The following is a 17,724-nucleotide window of genomic DNA, read 5'->3' on the forward strand; positions in this document are numbered from 1 at the left end:
TTTTTTCTAGCTAAGATGGCTTTTTTCATGATTTCCCTCAAAAATACAAAATATCAATTCAACTCCTAAACAGAGTCGTCTACAAAATTATCAGGAAATATCAAGCACACAACATGCCAACATTTACACAAAATTAACATAAAACAAGTCAACTTATAAAAAACGCGCCAAATAATGCGCGCCCTTACCCAATACCTGATGACTATTAAGCCACAAATTTACATGGAATACTTAAGCTAGATGATTGTTTTATAATGAAATCCATAGCAATTTCATCACAATTATCTTTTCGCAAGCACAGCTCGCAATCCTTCATGACTTTTTCAGGCAAACTGTCTTTAGTACAGTTATTAAAACCTTGCTTTGTGAAAAAACCTGGCACTCTAGTGAGTACGATTATCCGATTAAGCGCCAACTTTTTGGCTTTCTCTAATAAGTGCTCAACCAACCTTTGACCTTGCCCCTTCACATTGCAATTGGGATTCACCCCCAAAGAGCGGATCTCAGCAAGCCCAGTGTCATAGATATATAACGATGCACATCCTGTCACTTTGCCGTCAACTTCAGTCACTGCAAACTCATTAATACTATGGGTCATGTCACTCTTGGCTCGAGGTAGGTTTTCCCCCACCTTTGCCCAGTACTGTATAAGCTCCGCTATCGCTTCGACATCATCTAAATTGGCATCACGAACTTGAATTTTTCGCTTTTTTTTTGCCGCTTTAATCGCTTTTGTCACTTGCGGCAAAGAAGTGCCGCCTAATGCTTGGCGGGCGGCAATACATGCGTCAATTTCAAGTACAGGATATACATCTTTTTCGATCACTGAACATACCTGCTGAAACTCTTCGATACTCAAGTTCTCAAGATTTTGTCCTTTGCTAATTGCTAACTGCACTAACTCCCCAACAATATGATGACCTTCTCTAAAGGGGATCCCTTTAGCAACAAGATAGTCAGCCAGCTCAGTTGCGTTAGCATGTCCTCCTTTGGCTGCTGCAAGCGTTTTGTCACCATTGACTTTAATGCCTTTTACACACGCTTCAGCCATATGAATACAGGCAAGCCAAGTCGGCATGGCATCAAATAAACCTTCTTTGTCTTCCTGCATATCTTTATTGTATGCAAGTGGTAGTGCTTTTAATGTCATCATCATGGCACTGAATGCACCAAAAACTCGCCCTGTTTTGCCACGGATTAACTCCAATGCGTCAGGGTTCTTTTTTTGAGGCATAAGAGATGAGCCTGAAGTTACACTGTCCGCCAGCTCTATAAACCCTGACTCACCAGAATTGTAAAAAATCAAATCTTCAGAAAAACGGGATAAATGTATCATTGAGATAGAAGCACAGCTTAGCAACTCAACGACAAAGTCCCGGTCAGATACCGCATCTAAACTATTGCGAGCAGCTTCTCTAAACCCAAGGTTGACCGCCAGTGCTTGACGGTCAATGGGATACGCAGTGCCAGCTAGTGCGCCTGAGCCTAAAGGGCACACGTTCAAGCGATCTAAAGCATCATGCAGCCGTGACTCATCTCGCTCAATCATTTCTACATACGCCATACACCAATGACTAAATAAAACTGGCTGTGCACGCTGCAAATGAGTATAACCTGGCAAAATGGTACCTAACTCTTGCTCAGCCAGCGTGACTAGTGCCTGTTTAAGCCTGCTCAACGCATTTAGTAGCTGCTGCGCCGTTTTTCGACTCCACAATCTAAAATCAGTCGCTACCTGATCATTACGGCTTCGCCCTGTGTGCAGCTTTTTACCTAAATCGCCAACTTTGTCGATTAGTTTAGCTTCAACATACGAATGAATATCTTCATATCCAGCCCTTGCAACGCTATGAGGATCAGCAAGCACCTCATCCAATAGTAGCTTAAGTGCTGAAACAATCTGCTGGTGCTCACCTTCACTTAATATGTCAACCTGTTTCAGTGCTCCAGCCCAAGCGATAGAACCAACAATATCTTGTTCTGCCAACTGATAGTCAAATGGCAAAGAATCATTAAATTGCTTAAATGCTTCATCAGGACCTGATGAAAAACGGCCGCCCCATAATGCCATTTTATGCTCCTAATTTATTGCTGTTTTAGTTTGTTTAATGCCGAAATACGGCTAGACAGAGAGAAAAGACGAATAAAGCCTTCAGCATGTGATTGGTCATACACGTCATCCTCACCAAAGGTCGCGAAGTCCTCGCTGTACAAGCTATTTATTGACTGCTTTTGAACGGCCTGCACATGGCCTTTATAAAGCTTAAGTACCACTTCCCCTGTTGCTTGTTGTGCGAATGATTCAGCCGCTGCCAAAATAGAGTCTTTGAGAGGCGTAAACCAACGACCGTCATAAACGAGATGTGCAAACTCCTCACTCAAGCTGGCTTTCCATTTACGGCATGATTTATCTAGAACTAGCTCATCTATGGCTTGTAAAGCAGCCATCATCACTGTGCCTCCCGGTGTTTCATAGCAACCACGAGATTTCATACCAACTAACCGGTTTTCAACAATATCGACCCGACCGACACCATGCGGCGCCGCAATCTCATTGAGTTTCACTAAGCATTGATATGGAGAGTAACGCTCACCGTTAACCGCTGTGATCTCCCCTTTTTCGACTAATAATGACACATATTCAGGCTTATCTGGTGCCGCTTCAGGGGAGTTTGTCATAGTCCACACTTGTGAACTTGGTTCATTCCACGGATCTTCTAATTCCCCCCCTTCATGGGAAATGTGCCACGCATTGGCATCACGGCTATAAATTTTAGTGGCAGAGGCAGCACAAGGAATATTTCGCTCGGCCAAGTAATCGAGTAACGATTCTCGACTTGATAATGACCATTCACGCCACGGCGCAATCACTTGAAGATCAGGGGCAAGGGCAGAAAAACAAGACTCAAATCGCACTTGATCATTTCCCTTACCGGTGCAGCCATGAGATAAAGCATCAGCGCCAACTTTGCGTGCGATCTCCACTTGTGCTTTCGCGATAATAGGACGAGCCATTGAGGTACCAAGCAAATAAGTGCCTTCGTAGGTTGCGCCTGTTTTCAGCGTTGGATAAATATAGTCGCTAACCATTTCTTCTTTTAGGTCAACGACATAACAAGCAGAAGCACCTGACGCGATTGCCTTTTGCTCCACTCCGGCAAGCTCTTCTTCGCCTTGACCGACATCCGCAACAAATGCAACTACTTCACACCCATAGTTTTCTTTTAACCAAGGGACAATCGCTGATGTATCTAAACCACCCGAATAAGCCAGTACAACCTTATTAATCTTGCTCATGTTTCTCACCTCAAACGTAATCTTTGTTAAACAGCGATACCAACAGTGCATTTTGCGCATGCATACGGTTTTCTGCTTGTTGAATAATTTTTGACTTCGGCCCATCCATTACTTCAGACGTAATTTCAAACTCACGGTGGGCAGGCTGACAATGCAGCACAGTTTGTGCACCGCAAGCCTCTAGCAATTTTTGGTTGATTTGGTAGGGCATAAATGTGTCTTTCACTTGTTCAAGTGGTGTCTGATTTCCCATTGATACCCAAGTGTCAGCATAGAGTACATTTGCCCCAGCAGCCGCTTCCACTCGGTCACTGACTAATACAGATGCCCCATTTACCGCAGCAATCTGCTCTGCTTGTTTAACAATTTGGGCATCAGGAGAATGGCCTTTTGGACATACAGCAACAAAGTCACTACCTAATGTCGCTGCAAGCAGCATCAACGAGTGAGTAACGTTATTCCCCTCACCAAGATAGGCAATTTTGATTTGGCTGACATCCTGATAGGTTTCAAATAAGGTAAGAAAGTCAGCTAAAGCTTGGCATGGGTGGTAAAGATCGCACAAGCTATTGACTACAGGAACAGATGAAAACTCCGCCAATGTTTCAAGCGTACTGTGATGATTGACTCGAGCAACTAATCCATCAGCCCATGTTGCGATGTTTAAGGCAAAATCTTTTACAGACTCACGCGCTCCCATGGCGCCATTTTGCTGGTCAAGATAAACGGCATGGCCACCTAATTTGTGAATACCAATATCAAACGAAAGTCGAGTTCTTAAACTCGGTTTTTCAAATAAGGTAACGATAGATTTCCCAGCAAGGACTTGGTTATATTCTTGTGGATGATCCTTTATATTTTTTGCAAGTTTCAGCAACGCGATTACTTTGGCTTGATCTAATTCCAAACCGGTTAAAAAGTGTTTTGTCATGGTTTTGATCCTACGGAAGTATTTGTGTACCCACATGCTCACCATTGAGCAGTGCAATTAAGTTTTCTGGCTTTTTCCAGCTAGAGATGTACACCCCTCGTCGTAAGTGTTGGGCAGCGTGAAGACTGGTCTTAACTTTGACCTCCATCCCGCCCACAATGACCTTTTGTGCGATTAACGTAGTAATTTGTTCTGCGTTGAGCTGATTTAGTGGCTGTTTGTTTTCATCCAGTACCGCAGAAACATCCGTCATCAAAATAAGTTCAGCCCCCAGTTTATTGGCAATTGCAGCGGCTGCTTCATCAGCATTGACATTGTACAAATGACCATCAACACCAATACCCACTGAGCTCACCACTGGTAACTTGTCGAACTCCAATATAGCTTCAAGCATCCCTCCAGCGGTCGCTTCACATGTACCGACACGACCTAATGCTTTTAGTTTTTGAGTGGTCGTAAACCCAGCATCGTACAAGCACAACCCGACAGGATTAAGCTGCGCCGTTATGGCATCTGCCATCAGTTGCTTGTTTGCACAGCCAGCAAGCGCACCAACAATATAAGGCATTTGCTCTTGTGGGCTTATGCGCAGACCTTGATGTTTTGCCGTAGCAAACCCGGCATCTGCTAACCATTTGTCAACTAATGCCCCACCACCATGAACAATTACAAACTGTTTATGTGGTGCACTTTGTTGAATTTGTTTAATGGCTAAAAATAGTGCTTGCGCTGCACCTGATTGATTCAGCACCGCACCACCAAGTTTAATCACCCAAGTTTGTTTGCTCATGCTGACATTCCTAAACCTTGATAATGATCCAACCCCGCCGCCAAATTCATGCACTGTAACGCTTGCCCTGCCGCGCCTTTAAGCAAGTTGTCAATTGCCACCACCACGATCAGCTGATTGCCTTTTTGTTGCCAACCAATATCAACAAAAGGCTGATTTTCAACAGCTTTAATTGATGGAAGTTGACTTGCCTTTAGTCTAATAAGTGGTTCATCAGCCAGCACCTGGTAAGCAGCATCGACTTGATTTGCAGTGACATTTTCCTTCAGAGTGACGTAGATTGTTTCTAAGATACCACGCTTAAAATTTCCTAAATGCGGCGTAAACAACACTGGATGACTTAGATATTTCTCAATTTCGGGGGTATGTCTGTGCGTAAACAAACCGTATGGTGCGAGTGATACCTCACAAAAATGGCTTGTAACATTCGCCTTTCTACCAGCACCTGTTACACCAGAAACAGCGTTGATGATCACAGGCTGCGCTGATATCAAGTCAGCCTGTTGTAATGGTTTGAGTGCATTGAGCGCAGCGGTTGGGTAACAACCAGCAACGGCCACCAACTTCGCCGCTTTAATCGCATCGCCATACCACTCAGCTAAACCATATTGCGCTTGTGTTAGCCAGTCTTGGTATGGATGAGAAAAGCCGTAGTAGGTTTCATAATCCTCATTGTCAGATAAGCGGTAACCACCAGAAAGATCAAATACTCGCTTTCCCATTTGTAAAAACACCGGAGCAAGCTCCACGCTTACCTTATGGTCAGTGCACAAACAAACGTAATCTGTAGATTGTTCAATGAGCGAAAATGCTTGCTGATTTAGTGGTTCAAGTTCAATATCTAACAAGCCTGTATGTTCTGGATATAACTCGCTGATGAGTTTGTGTTTATCTGTGCTTTGTTCAGACACAAAGCAGTGCGTAAGGGAAAATTCAGGGTGTCTGGCAACCAGCTTAGCAAGCTCAGCACCACTGTAGCCGCTCGCTCCGATTATAGATACATTCAACATAGTACTCTCAAGATTAAAAAGTTTAATTGGAATTGTTTTTTCTAAGTGTTGAAGTCAAATCGTCGCATTGCTGCCTCTTAATATATTTATGCTAAAAAAGTGAATTGATATTCACTTTAAACACCTTTATATTTTTATGCAAGAACTTTGAATAAGTATTTTAGGAATTTTTATGAAACTTCCCGCTTTTATGGACATGTACCAACAGCTGATCGCAGCGCCATCTATCAGTGCATTAGAAGAAAGTCTAAACATGAGCAATCGGAATGTGATCCAGCTACTCGCACAGTGGTGCGAAACGTTAGGGTTTACAGTTGAAGTGACGGAACTTGAACAGGCAAAAGGTAAGTACAACCTGATTGCAAGACGAGGTAGTGGTGATGGCGGCTTAATGTTAGCGGGACATACCGATACCGTGCCATTTGATGAAAGTCGATGGCAATTTGATCCATTTAAATTGAGCATGGAAGACAATAAACTTTATGGCCTTGGCAGTATTGATATGAAAGGTTTTTTTGCCTTTGTATTAAACGCTATTGGTGAATTAGATGAGTGTGAGCAATGTGCACCAATCATGATTTTAGCTACCGCTGATGAAGAAACAACCATGGCTGGTGCACAGGCTATCGCTAAGCACCCCAACCTAAGACCTGCACGCTGTGTGATTGGTGAACCTACCGATATGGTGCCCGTCTTTACTCATAAGGGGCATATGACCAGCGCCATTCGTATTGTTGGTCGTTCAGGGCATAGTTCAGACCCTGAACGAGGCCTAAATGCCATTGAGATCATGCACCAAGTGATTGCAAATTTATTAAAGTTAAGAGAAGAATTAAAGAATAAATATTCAATAAAACATTTCGCAATTCCCTATCCAACTCTAAACCTTGGGCACATCCATGGTGGCGATAATGCAAACCGTATTTGTGGCTGCTGCGAATTACATATTGATATACGCCCTTTACCTGGGTTGAGTATTAAAGAGCTACAAGGCATGTTGATAGATGCAGTTGCGCCCATTAACGCTCGCTATCCACACTGTGTTTCGGTTATGGATATGCACGACCCTATTCCTGCGTTTACTGGCTCGACAGACTCTGCGCTGGTCAAGATGGCTGAGCGCATATCAGGGCAGCAAGCGATTGCGGTTAACTACTGTACTGAAGCACCATTTTTGCAGCAACTTGGCTGCGAAACCATTGTGATGGGGCCAGGCTCTATTAACCAAGCACACCAACCAAATGAATTTCTAGCAATGGAAAAAATTCAGCCCAGCCAAGCGATACTGACACGTTTGATTAAAGAGAGTTGCTTTTTATAGAAGTCATAAAGAGAGGGTATATAACCATCTTAAGATTTGGATAAATATTGGGTTTATATCCTTTATCTTTATTGAGTAGTCTATTTTGAGGCGAGAAAGTATTGCCGATAGCCGCGCTCTGCTATCGCTAACAGTAGATACTAAAAAACCTCGCCATATTTTGACGAGGTTTTTCTATATCAGTAGCAACCTGAGTTCAGGTTTACCTGATTACTGAATAGGCTTACATTTCAGTTTTACAAATCACAATAGACATAGTGTATGTAGTCGGTCTGTCGCAACGTAAACCATCGCTGTTACATAGGTTTGTTGCTACACCACCGGCAATAGCTGGAGTTGCGTTTACAGGTAGCGCTTTGTTATCACGAGATAGATTTTTGATGCTTTTTTTATTTAGGTTTAGTTTCATTTTCAATTTTCCTGTTGAAATAATCCAATATCTCAGAATACAGCCAATGTTATCACTTAACGAAATAATAAAACTGGCCTAATTATGTCTGCTAAATTGAGTTTGTACCCATACAAGCCTAAATAGCAGTCATTTGAAATTACCAAAAAAGGTACTATTGTCAATAAATAATTTCTTTTTTGTTGATAATTTAGCTTTCAATAACACTAAAAAAGTGCACAGTTCTATATTCAAGCAGTAAGGCTTGAACTCAAACAAACAACGACTAAAGAGCATGTTATTAATCCAAGTTCAAGCAAAGTGAAAACCACCTATGGTGAAGGTTGTATATTAGATTGGTGAGCCTGGTGGCATATCGAGTGTTTTAAAGTGCCCGCTCCATTCACCTGAACGTAGATACTGGTTTATTTGCTCAGCTAGCATATGCCTGAACGCCTTATCAAATGATACGTCGTTAAACACCGATGAGTGGCTAAACGCGCTCACTATTTTTGCTAAATAAAACTTTAGTTGCGCTTGCACTTCAGGAGCGACCTTATCACTTTGACTCAGTGTCACCAGTTTCACCGCGCTTAGATATTGCACCCTTTGCTTTAGTTTTTGTCTCATACCAGCACTCTCTGATTGCTCAAATACGCGTGTATACATTGAATCTAGTAGCGCCTGTGTGCCAAAAGATTCAGGGTCGCGCGCATGTTGTTGTGCGAGGCGGTTTAAACGTTGAGGATGTAACAATAAATCTAGACTATGCTGTGCAGCAACCTCTGGAAGCGCCATGGCATCTAGGGTTAGCCCTGTGCGACCTTTGATACTCTCGCGAGTTTTATACTCTCCATAAGCTTTGGGTGGGATCAAAGCTAAAATCGACTCCGCGATAGCCAAGGTATCAGGTGAAAGCGTGTCCAATAGTGCGTTTGTTGCACTTTGTTGCCGTGCCTTGTCAACGACTTGCGCTCCTTTTATTACCTCTTCACCACGTACTTCATAGTCATAGTCTACCCCCGCGATAAGTTTAACCGCAGCTTCAACTTGATAGCGATGGAATAAATAAAGCGGCACGAGTCTTTCTTCTAACTGTGACAGCGCAACTCCTTTTTTAATGCTGTTAATTCCAAAAGTATCCAAGGCTTGTTGACGTACCTCTAGTACTCGCCGTAGCTCAGCAGCAGGATCTGCGCCATTATCCCAAAGGTGAGCTGTGGGGTGTGCACCGCCTTTAGCCCTGGCATCTGAGTCCGAAATAAACTCCAGCTCCAGCGCTTTATTTTCAGCTAGGATGGCAGCAAGCTCAGTGGCCTCATCGGCACCGCGAAAGTCACTGTAACCATATTTAATAACCTGCGTATCCCATGCGCCCATTCCTTTAGCATAACCTTGGGTCACATCTAACTTGCCATTTTCAAAACTTACCAGTGGATGAGGGTAATCCATCACAGATGCTCGGTCTTGTACCGATGCAGAGAAATTGTGCGCAATCCCCAAAGTGTGGCCTATTTCGTGGGCACTGAGTTGACGGATACGCTCCAGTGCCATCGCATGTAACCGCTCGGTGGTCTCATTTCCTTCAACAAACGGCGCAGAAAGAGCCTCTGCAATAAGGATATCTTGGCGCACACGCAACGAGCCTAGCGTAACATGCCCTTTTAAAATTTCACCGGTACGTGGGTCGATCACCGATGCGCCGTATGACCAACCTCGCGTCGCACGATGCACCCACTGGATCACGTTGTAGCGAATATCCATGGGATCAGCATGCTCAGGTAAGATTTTGACCTGAAAAGCATTTTTATAGCCCGCAGCTTCAAATGCTTGATCCCACCACTTTGCACCATCAAGTAATGCGGTTCTCACCGGCTCAGGTACGCCTGGGTCTAGGTAATATACGATTGGTTTTACCGCTTCTGATACTGGCGCAGTTGGATCTTTTTTCTCTAAACGATGGCGCGGAATGTAGCGCACTAGCATCGACTCTCCAAGTGGTGCAGAGTAATCTTTATGCTCAATACTCCAGTAACCCGATTGCGGATGAAATGCCCGCGGCTGATAATTGTCCTCGGGAAGCTCAATCAAAGAGTGGTGTTGATGTACGGTGAGCGCGTGAGGATCTGCACTGACTTGACGAACATACTCTCCAGGCTTATTACCTGTAAAAGTCAGCACAGCCTCCAGTTCCGTATTTTTTATAAATGCCTTTGAGCGTGGCATAAATACTGCGCTGCGGCTGCTGTCTAGGGAAAACGTGCCTTGGTTTCGCCTAGCAAGCGTACGAGAAACCCCATGCACATCACTAAGTAAATAAGGGGTATAGTCTATCAGTACACTGTCGTTATCCTCAGCGACGACTTTAAACCCATGCAGTATGCTTGAGGCAAAGGCCTCTTTCACACTTTGTTTTTCCGCTTCATTATTGGCACTAGCACGATAATACGTATTTATCGCACGAAGCATGACTTTATCACCAAAGCGTTCAAACTGAACAAGGTGGGTGCCACCTAACTGGCCTCTATCTAAACCAATATCATTAGAACCAATGCCGTAGGGTAAGCTATGCTGTAGTAAGAAGGGTGCATTAAACTTGTCGATGTCTAAATATAACTTGCCGCTTGAAGCGTCACTGTAAAAGGCGTAAAAACCGGGGTGATGATTAAAACTGGCAGTAAATTCATCTATAGGCTTAATTGCTGCGTGTGCATGAGTTATCATACACAACAACAAAGCCGACACAGTGTGAGTGAAGTACTTTATTTTGCTCATGGCTGCTCTTTGTTATTTATGGTTTTGAGGCTTAACCCCAGTTGTATCTGAAATCGTATACAATTTACAGCCTTTCAAGACGAATTACAGCGCAGTTTATAGCACCTCTCACATTATTTATTGCTATAAACACAAAGTAATCAGGACTTAAAAAATGCGTAGACTCCCTCCGGTGTTAGTAGAAGATGGTTGTTCTCGTGAGTTGGTATCTCTTATCCGTACCATTCTCGCGGCATGTAAAGAAATATCGTTCCGAGTTGGTCAAGGTGCACTCTCAGGCGTACTTGGCTCTACCCTTGATGAAAATATCCAAGGTGAAACTCAAAAGAAACTCGATGTATTGTCAAATCAACTCTTAAAAGATATTTTGCTTGAGTCTGGATATGTAAAAGCCATTGCTTCTGAAGAGGAAGACTTCACGGTGGCAGGTGATCCTAACGCTAAGTATATTGTTGCCTTTGACCCGCTCGATGGCTCTTCAAATACTGACATTAATTCACTAGTTGGTACAATTTTCTCAATTATGGAAGCGCCAGAGGGTTCTGATCCAAGCGATCCTGCAATTTTCATGCAGCCTGGCCATAAACAAGTCGCAGCGGGTTACGTATTGTACGGCCCATCGACTATGCTAGCGCTTTCCACAGGTAAAGGTACACGCCTATTCACGCTAGATAAGACCCACGGAAGCTTCTTGTTAACGCAAGATTTCGCTGAGATACCAGAGGACACAAAAGAGTTTGCCATTAACGCTTCCAATCAACGCCATTGGACACCTCCTATGCAAAACTACATCGAGGATTTGCTTGCAGGAGAAACCGGACCTCGCGGTAAAAACTTCAATATGCGCTGGATAGCAGCAATGGTAGGAGATGTTCACCGTGTATTATGTCGTGGTGGCCTATTCACCTACCCAGAAGATCGTAAAGATCCTAACAAACCGTTTAAACTTCGCTTGCTTTACGAAGCAAACCCTATGGCGATGCTTATCGAGCAAGCTGGTGGTATTGCACATACTGGCCGTGAGCGTATTTTGGATATTCAACCTGAAGAAATACACCAGCGCGTTGGTGTTATTTTAGGATCGAAGAACGAAGTTGAAGCTTGCCTTGCTTATCACAAGTAATTGAAAACGAAAAAGGGGCCATGTAGTGGTGCCCTTTTTCAACCAACGACCCTACATGAGGTGACATTTTTCCAGCTCAAAAGTGTAACATCACTCTCATCAGACGTGATATCCAGTTTAGGTTACTGTTTCAACTGGGACATCGGGATCAGCGCCCCATTCACTCCACGAGCCGTCATATACCGTCAACTGTTGGTAACCTAGCTCGTCAGCCACCAGCGCTAAAATACAAGCTGTAACACCTGAACCACAAGAGAATATCAGAGGCTTAGTCTTATTTTTTGATAAGTCGCTATATAACACTTCAAGCTCAGTGAGTGGTTTAAAGCAGCCATCGGCGTTTAATAAACGCGTGTAAGGCAGGTTTTTACTTTTAGGCACATGACCGCTGCGCATATCTGCACGGGGCTCCGGCTCTTCTCCAGAAAATCGCTTCGCGCCTCTGGCGTCAATCAATAGACTTTGTTGTGATGGTATATTGGCAATCACAGCATCTTTATCAATAAATGCACTATCATCGAAGTTTGCGACAAAGTCTCCAGCTGTCGCTGGCATCAGGTAGGATTGGCAGGTTGGATACTGCTTTTCACACCAAGCAGGAAGTCCGCCATCTAGTACAAAAACTTGCTCATGTCCCATTTTTTTGAGCATATACCATGCTCTTGCCGCACTAAACATGCCTTTATCATCGTACACCACCAGCACATCATCATGGTTAATGCCAAGCTGGCGCATTTCTGCCTGAAACTGAGCGGCACTACAGCACATATTCGGCGTTTTAGCTTGCTCGGCACACAGTGCACCACTAATATCAAACCGTAGCGCACCTTGGATCTTTGCGGGTGGTTGGTATGGTCCCTGCTGATCGGGTTTAACGATGCCCGCATCAAGTACCTTTACGCGCGCTAAATTAGCAAAAAGCCAAGTTACATCCACCGCATGCTTCATGATTAGTTGTCCCTAGGCTGACGTACCACTTCAATAATCTCGGTTGTTGATATAGAAGGGGTGCGCTCTAGATACACTACATCACAAATATCCTTATAAATATCAAACTTCCCCTTCCAGTCATCGCCCATTACCAGTACATCAGCATCAAAGTCTCGTAGATACTGCGCTTTTAACTCCAAAGACTCCTCAACAAACACTTCATCAACAAACCGTAAAGAGCTGATTATTTTTAAGCGTTCAGCAATAGAGTAAACTGGGTTTCTACCTTTTTTAGAGAAATTCAACTCATCTGATGAAATCCCGACAATAAGGTAATCACCAAGCGCACGTGCACGTTCTAGAATGTTTACATGGCCAACGTGGAAAATATCAAAGGTGCCGAATGTAATGACTTTTTTCAAACTAACTCTCTTCTACAAGTTATACCAATTATCTTAGTTAAGTGAATTGGTATTATGCGTATCAAACATCATACCGATAAATGAGTATAGGCTATGACTACACTTTGGATTAATGCCACTAAGAGTACAGAAATCCCCTAAAGAATTCAGCTTTTTTGCTGAATATCTAGGTTAAGGGCGTCAACATCAAAGTTTCTCGGGCAAAACTTAACTCCACTCGGTTGAAGATATTGGCCGAAGCTCCACTAATCGAGCTGGTAGCTTCTCAAACTCGCTCTACTATAAAACCCACAGGCTCACTCCGTATCTTTTAAAGCGTAGCCAGCAAGAGTGGCCTACAGCTTATCCTCCTTACCATAGGCTGATGTCCCAAATAACATGGTGATAATGGCAAGCTCACCCCACCTCATGATACCTTCCTAACCATAAGTCAAAGTCGTCAGCTTTAAGCGGTTTACTTAAATAATAGCCCTGTGCGTAGTCGCACTGCATATCTGCTAATAGCTCAAGTGATGCTTTGTCTTCTACTCCCTCTGCCACCACACTAAAACCAAGTTGATGCCCAAGCGTAATGGTTGAGTTTACAATAAATTGGTCTTTTTCAGACTGTGCCAATTTTAAAATGAATACCTTATCGAGTTTCAATTCATCTATTGGCAACATTTTAAGTCGCCCAAGCGACGTTTGGCCAACACCGTAATCATCGAGTGAAACCTGTACACCTAAACGCTTAAGCGCTTGCAAAACCGAAATGCCTTTTTCTTCGTTTTCTATCATGTCACGCTCCGTAAGCTCAATAGTGATAAGCTCAGGCTGCACCTTATGACGCTGTAGCAATGATTGTAAATGTGGTAGAAAATCTTTATCGATAATGTCTTGAGCCGATACATTGATGGCTGCTTTTATATGCTCACCTTGTCTGCTCCAATTAGAGACCTGCGCTATTACTGTATTGAGTACCCACTGAGTCAAATCTACAATTAGCCCCGACTGCTCGGCCAAATCAATAAACAGTTCAGGAGATACCCATTCACCATTGTTACGCTGCCACCGGATCAGTGCTTCAACTTTATCAATGCGATTGCTTTTCATATTGAGTTTTGGCTGATATGTCATAAACAATTGACCATCATCACTGTTGATTGCTTGTCTCAACTCGTCAATGATTTGCAACCGCTCTAGGTGAGCTTCATCCTCACCTGACTGATAATAGTAAACTTCATGACCATCATGTGCTGCTGTATCTACCGCAATCAAGGCACGACGCACTACATCTTCTGGGGTATGTGCTTGTTTGGGATAATGCACTACGCCAATACTAAAGCGAAGAGAAATATCCAGTCCTTGTACCATATAGGGCTGACTCAAGTCTTGATTTAACCGCTGTGCACACTGCACAATACCTAATACAGCTTGCTGTGGGTCTTCACACGCTTGCGCTTGATGGGCAACTAAAAACTCATCGCCTCCTAAACGCACATTCAACCCTGTGTCAGAAGCATTTATCTCTGCAATGCGCTGCGCTACGGCTTTGATACAATCGTCTCCAACACGAGGCCCTAACTTGTCATTAATATGACGTAGCCCTTTTATGTCTATGGCAATAAAATAATATTCAGTACCACCTGCAAGTACTTTATGTAACTTATCCAGTGCAGCATTACGATTATAAAAGCCAGTTAGGTAATCATGACTTGCTTGAAATCGAATTTGCTCTTCGCGCTCTTGAATATCTTCACCCATCTCATTAAAGGCATCAACCAACTGGCATATCTCTTGTGTTGGGCGAGACTCTTCTAATTTGGCTGAGTAGTCGCCTTTAGCAAATCGCTTAGCAAGCTCAGTTAGCTTACTAAGTGGTGTAGTAAGGTTTTTTGCAACAATGCCGCTGGTAATAAAGCCGAGTAAAATAGTAGCTGTGGAGAGCAATATAATAGTAAACACCATTTTATCGAACTCTTGATATTGCGTCGTTAGGTCTGCACTTAACACTAAACTAATGGGATTACTCTCCAGTGATGGTAAATTCACTTCGGCGCTTTTATAAACCGCATACTCGCCAAGCCATCGAGTTGTCTTTTGCGACTCAAGAAAAGCAAAGAGATCACTTCCGAGGGACAAACCAGCAACAGAGCTGGCTTTGAGCTTGTCAGTCGCACCAACAAAACTACTCTCCATACCTGTGAGTTCTTTTAGTTCCTCAGCAACAGATTTACCAACTTCAAACCCTATTACTGAATATGCGATCGTTCTTGGCGCACGAACAGGTAAAATGATGACTTGATAAAGCTGCTCACTCAACACTACGAAAGCGGAGTGATCTTGATGATTTTTCAATACTTGCATCCAAGTGCGAATATCGCTTGGTACCTCTATACCTTGAGCATTTGCAGAGATAAGATCACCATTAACATCTAGCAACAGCATCAGATCAGCGTCTATTCTGCGGGAGTGATTGAGTAATACGCTACTTATTGTTTGTGCATCTCGTGTTGCGACAGCCTGCTTAAAACCAAAGTCAGCTGTCAGTACCGTCGCAGCAGTGACCAGCAGGCGCTCTCTTGCTTTCAAGTACTGTTGATACACATTTTGTGCGACTTGGATTTTTCGTTGTACTTGAGCTTCATTAAATTTACTTGTAGACCACCAAAAACTTGCCAAGCTTATTCCTGCGGTTAACAAAATAAGCGCAATACATAGACTGATTATTTTATGTTTAAAACTATTGTTCATTCATGCTGCCCGAAGCGCGCCCCAAACGTATTGCGTGGCGCTGGAGTGGTTATTTCAATTGTTATCGATATCTGACTATTTTTGCTTTCGATCTGAACAGTTTGTTTTTTATCGATATCTTTAGTTTGATAAGGATGCCATACCATCACGGTATCAATATTGTCTGGTAAATTAACCAAGCCTTGTGCATCCGTTATCAATACCGGCTGTTCAGCGATATAAATATAGCCCACCATTGAATCATGGATATTACAACCTAACACTACTATTCCTGCTTTTTCAAACATAAGTGGTTGATTTGGCGTACCAGAGTAAAGTTTTAGTTCAAATGGCTTGGTTTGTGAAAATGAATAAACGTGATGACGAATATCATCGCTATTTGGGAAGCTAATCTCTTGCCCTGGCTGAATTGCTAACACAAAGGGCACAAAGGCCTTATCGAGCTGATCCATAATAGCGATGTTGTTTGCGATTGGTTGTGCTGCTGACGATTGCAATTCAACAACGGCATGCTGAAGCGACATACCGTTTTCATCAACAATCCGCAACTGCGTAGCCGCCACGACGCGACTAGTCAAAGCGCATAGCAGCAACAGCCAAAATTGAGGCAAAAGAAAGGCACGCATCAGCAGCTCTATTAATCGTAATAATTAGGTTAAGTAAAAGAGACCTTGCCTCGAAAAGCAAGCAAATAAGAAAATCTGCCTTAATAAACTTGTTATTAAGGCAAACAAATTGGTGTGTGAAAGTTATTTGATAAGACCGTAATGCTTATCAAGAATATCAATGACTTCTTGACGTGGATCTGTTGGAATGACTAACTCACGGCCAACAATTTTACTGGCAATACCCACGTAAGTTTCGCTCACAGACATCATTACCGCTTCTGGCAATAAATAATCACGGGCAAGCGCTTCACGCTCTGGCATACGATCTTTATTTAGTAATACATCGCTGTCAGGCACATTGTTTATCAGGAGTTGGCGGAACCCTTCTTTTGAGTTTTCAACTATCTTGCCATCACGGTAAGCAGGCCCATCCCAAATGCGAGATGAGTCAGGCGTACCAACTTCGTCGATATAAATTAAGCGCGCTTGGCCGTCTTTGTCTTCAACATAGCCAAACTCGAACTTGGTATCGACAAAGATCTGATCAAGCTTTTTCAGCTCGTTGCTGATCAGAGTAAAGCCTTCAGTGAGCAACTGTTCGTACTTATCCACATCAGCGGCTGATTTGAAGTTAAATGCACTAAGGTTATCTTCAATGTTTTGACGAGAAATATTCACGTCATCCACTTCCGGTACATCAGCGACTCCTTTGATGATCCCTTTCGTTGACGGTGTAATCAAAACATCATCCAGCTTCTGATTGGCTTCTAAACCTTCAGGTAGCTGCAAGCCACAAAACGACCGAACTCCTTTGGCATAGTCACGCCACATGCTGCCAGTAATATATCGGCGCGCTATCGCCTCAACTCTTACTGTACTGGCTTTACGTACAATCCAAACATAAGGATGTGGAATATCGACAATATGGTTACCCGCAAGGCCCGCTTCATTAAATAAGGAGAACCAATGCGCCGCAACACTATTGAGCGCAATCCCTTTACCTGGGACACCATTAAGGCCATTTTCGCCTTGCCAGATACAATCAAATGCTGAAATACGATCTGAGATCACCATGATTGCCAATTCTGTACCGGACGGAACATCATAGCCTTTTTCTTCAATTAAACGCGCACTGTCGGCGTCGGTTAACCAATAAACTGAACGTACTTTACCGCTGTGAACCGCACCTTTAGTGCGAATTGGAAGATCGTCATTGACGTCTAAAACTTTGTAGCTACTCATTGTTACTCCGATGACAGGATGTGCCTTGCTAAAGGGCACAAAATAATGAGGGGGTTAGGGGCGCTATAATAGTCGAGCTGAACAAAAATCACAATTTAATACCAATTATCTTAATTAAGTGGTCTATTTTGAGGCGAGAAAACCTTGTCGATAA

At 43.3% G+C, this 17,724-nt stretch carries 14 protein-coding genes; 2 read left to right on the top strand and 12 right to left on the bottom strand.

Features of this window, described 5'->3' with window-relative positions:
• Positions 1 to 205 precede the first annotated feature (205 nt).
• From argH to argC, 5 genes are read right to left on the bottom strand one after another with little or no spacing between them, the layout of a single operon-like run.
• Positions 206 to 2,071: an argininosuccinate lyase gene (gene argH / locus D9603_RS15680; protein ID WP_128732018.1), complete on the bottom strand. Its 1,866-nt coding sequence runs from the start codon at positions 2,069 to 2,071 to the stop codon at positions 206 to 208.
• Between the two features lie 14 nt (positions 2,072 to 2,085).
• Complete coding sequence (locus tag D9603_RS15685) at positions 2,086 to 3,297, bottom strand: argininosuccinate synthase (RefSeq protein WP_128732019.1); 1,212 nt, start codon at positions 3,295 to 3,297, stop codon at positions 2,086 to 2,088.
• 10 nt (positions 3,298 to 3,307) lie between these two features.
• Positions 3,308 to 4,228 carry an ornithine carbamoyltransferase gene (locus D9603_RS15690; protein WP_128732020.1) on the bottom strand — a complete coding sequence of 307 codons (921 nt, stop codon included), beginning with the start codon at positions 4,226 to 4,228 and terminating at the stop codon, positions 3,308 to 3,310.
• 10 nt (positions 4,229 to 4,238) lie between these two features.
• Positions 4,239 to 5,018, bottom strand: coding sequence for an acetylglutamate kinase (argB, locus tag D9603_RS15695; RefSeq protein ID WP_128732021.1), 780 nt, complete (start codon positions 5,016 to 5,018; stop codon positions 4,239 to 4,241).
• Positions 5,015 to 6,025, bottom strand: a complete 1,011-nt coding sequence (argC, locus tag D9603_RS15700) for an N-acetyl-gamma-glutamyl-phosphate reductase (RefSeq protein WP_185745623.1) — start codon at positions 6,023 to 6,025, stop codon at positions 5,015 to 5,017. Before argC ends, argB begins: the two co-directional genes overlap by 4 nt.
• Positions 6,026 to 6,200: 175 nt before the next feature.
• On the opposite strand from argC, the gene argE reads away from it, so the two are divergent.
• Positions 6,201 to 7,349 (top strand): acetylornithine deacetylase, encoded by a 1,149-nt coding sequence (gene argE, locus D9603_RS15705; RefSeq protein ID WP_128732022.1) that lies wholly within the window; start codon positions 6,201 to 6,203, stop codon positions 7,347 to 7,349.
• Between the two features lie 223 nt (positions 7,350 to 7,572).
• On the opposite strand, the gene D9603_RS15710 is transcribed toward argE, so the two are convergent.
• Both D9603_RS15710 and D9603_RS15715 read right to left on the bottom strand, forming a co-directional pair.
• Positions 7,573 to 7,758: a hypothetical protein gene (locus tag D9603_RS15710; RefSeq protein WP_125253781.1), complete on the bottom strand. Its 186-nt coding sequence runs from the start codon at positions 7,756 to 7,758 to the stop codon at positions 7,573 to 7,575.
• A 330-nt stretch (positions 7,759 to 8,088) separates the two neighbouring features.
• Positions 8,089 to 10,512: a zinc-dependent metalloprotease gene (locus tag D9603_RS15715; protein WP_128732023.1), complete on the bottom strand. Its 2,424-nt coding sequence runs from the start codon at positions 10,510 to 10,512 to the stop codon at positions 8,089 to 8,091.
• Between the two features lie 154 nt (positions 10,513 to 10,666).
• Here D9603_RS15715 and D9603_RS15720 point away from each other — a divergent pair, with 154 nt between their 5' ends.
• The gene (locus D9603_RS15720; protein ID WP_125253779.1) at positions 10,667 to 11,635 is read left to right on the top strand and encodes a class 1 fructose-bisphosphatase; all 969 of its coding nucleotides are present in this window, start codon (positions 10,667 to 10,669) and stop codon (positions 11,633 to 11,635) included.
• Positions 11,636 to 11,752: 117 nt separating this feature from the next.
• Here the strand turns inward: D9603_RS15720 and D9603_RS15725 are convergent, their stop codons facing one another.
• The 5 genes from D9603_RS15725 to D9603_RS15745 form a co-directional block, all read right to left on the bottom strand.
• A complete protein-coding gene (locus D9603_RS15725; protein ID WP_128732024.1) occupies positions 11,753 to 12,583 on the bottom strand; it encodes a sulfurtransferase in 831 nt (276 codons plus the stop codon).
• A gap of 2 nt (positions 12,584 to 12,585) precedes the next feature.
• Positions 12,586 to 12,987 carry an adenylyltransferase/cytidyltransferase family protein gene (locus D9603_RS15730; RefSeq protein ID WP_128732025.1) on the bottom strand — a complete coding sequence of 134 codons (402 nt, stop codon included), beginning with the start codon at positions 12,985 to 12,987 and terminating at the stop codon, positions 12,586 to 12,588.
• A 396-nt stretch (positions 12,988 to 13,383) separates the two neighbouring features.
• On the bottom strand, positions 13,384 to 15,720 hold the full coding sequence (locus D9603_RS15735; RefSeq protein ID WP_128732026.1) for an EAL domain-containing protein: 2,337 nt from the start codon (positions 15,718 to 15,720) through the stop codon (positions 13,384 to 13,386).
• Complete coding sequence (locus tag D9603_RS15740) at positions 15,717 to 16,346, bottom strand: methylamine utilization protein (protein WP_128732027.1); 630 nt, start codon at positions 16,344 to 16,346, stop codon at positions 15,717 to 15,719. Before D9603_RS15740 ends, D9603_RS15735 begins: the two co-directional genes overlap by 4 nt.
• Before the next feature lie 123 nt (positions 16,347 to 16,469).
• Positions 16,470 to 17,570, bottom strand: a complete 1,101-nt coding sequence (locus D9603_RS15745) for a phosphoribosylaminoimidazolesuccinocarboxamide synthase (RefSeq protein ID WP_128732028.1) — start codon at positions 17,568 to 17,570, stop codon at positions 16,470 to 16,472.
• Positions 17,571 to 17,724 lie beyond the last annotated feature (154 nt).

The organism is Pseudoalteromonas sp. PS5, from assembly GCF_004103255.1.
Taxonomy (GTDB): Bacteria; Pseudomonadota; Gammaproteobacteria; order Enterobacterales; family Alteromonadaceae; genus Pseudoalteromonas; species Pseudoalteromonas peptidolytica.

Bases quoted from the DNA above. Each gene is read 5' to 3' on its own strand.
- argH (WP_128732018.1), bottom strand. From the start codon at position 2,071: ATGGCATTATGGGGCGGCCGTTTTTCATCAGGTCCTGATGAAGCATTT.
- D9603_RS15685 (WP_128732019.1), bottom strand. From the start codon at position 3,297: ATGAGCAAGATTAATAAGGTTGTACTGGCTTATTCGGGTGGTTTAGAT.
- D9603_RS15690 (WP_128732020.1), bottom strand. From the start codon at position 4,228: ATGACAAAACACTTTTTAACCGGTTTGGAATTAGATCAAGCCAAAGTA.
- argB (WP_128732021.1), bottom strand. From the start codon at position 5,018: ATGAGCAAACAAACTTGGGTGATTAAACTTGGTGGTGCGGTGCTGAAT.
- argE (WP_128732022.1), top strand. From the start codon at position 6,201: ATGAAACTTCCCGCTTTTATGGACATGTACCAACAGCTGATCGCAGCG.
- D9603_RS15710 (WP_125253781.1), bottom strand. From the start codon at position 7,758: ATGAAACTAAACCTAAATAAAAAAAGCATCAAAAATCTATCTCGTGAT.
- D9603_RS15715 (WP_128732023.1), bottom strand. From the start codon at position 10,512: ATGAGCAAAATAAAGTACTTCACTCACACTGTGTCGGCTTTGTTGTTG.
- D9603_RS15720 (WP_125253779.1), top strand. From the start codon at position 10,667: ATGCGTAGACTCCCTCCGGTGTTAGTAGAAGATGGTTGTTCTCGTGAG.
- D9603_RS15725 (WP_128732024.1), bottom strand. From the start codon at position 12,583: ATGAAGCATGCGGTGGATGTAACTTGGCTTTTTGCTAATTTAGCGCGC.
- D9603_RS15735 (WP_128732026.1), bottom strand. From the start codon at position 15,720: ATGAACAATAGTTTTAAACATAAAATAATCAGTCTATGTATTGCGCTT.
- D9603_RS15740 (WP_128732027.1), bottom strand. From the start codon at position 16,346: ATGCGTGCCTTTCTTTTGCCTCAATTTTGGCTGTTGCTGCTATGCGCT.
- D9603_RS15745 (WP_128732028.1), bottom strand. From the start codon at position 17,570: ATGAGTAGCTACAAAGTTTTAGACGTCAATGACGATCTTCCAATTCGC.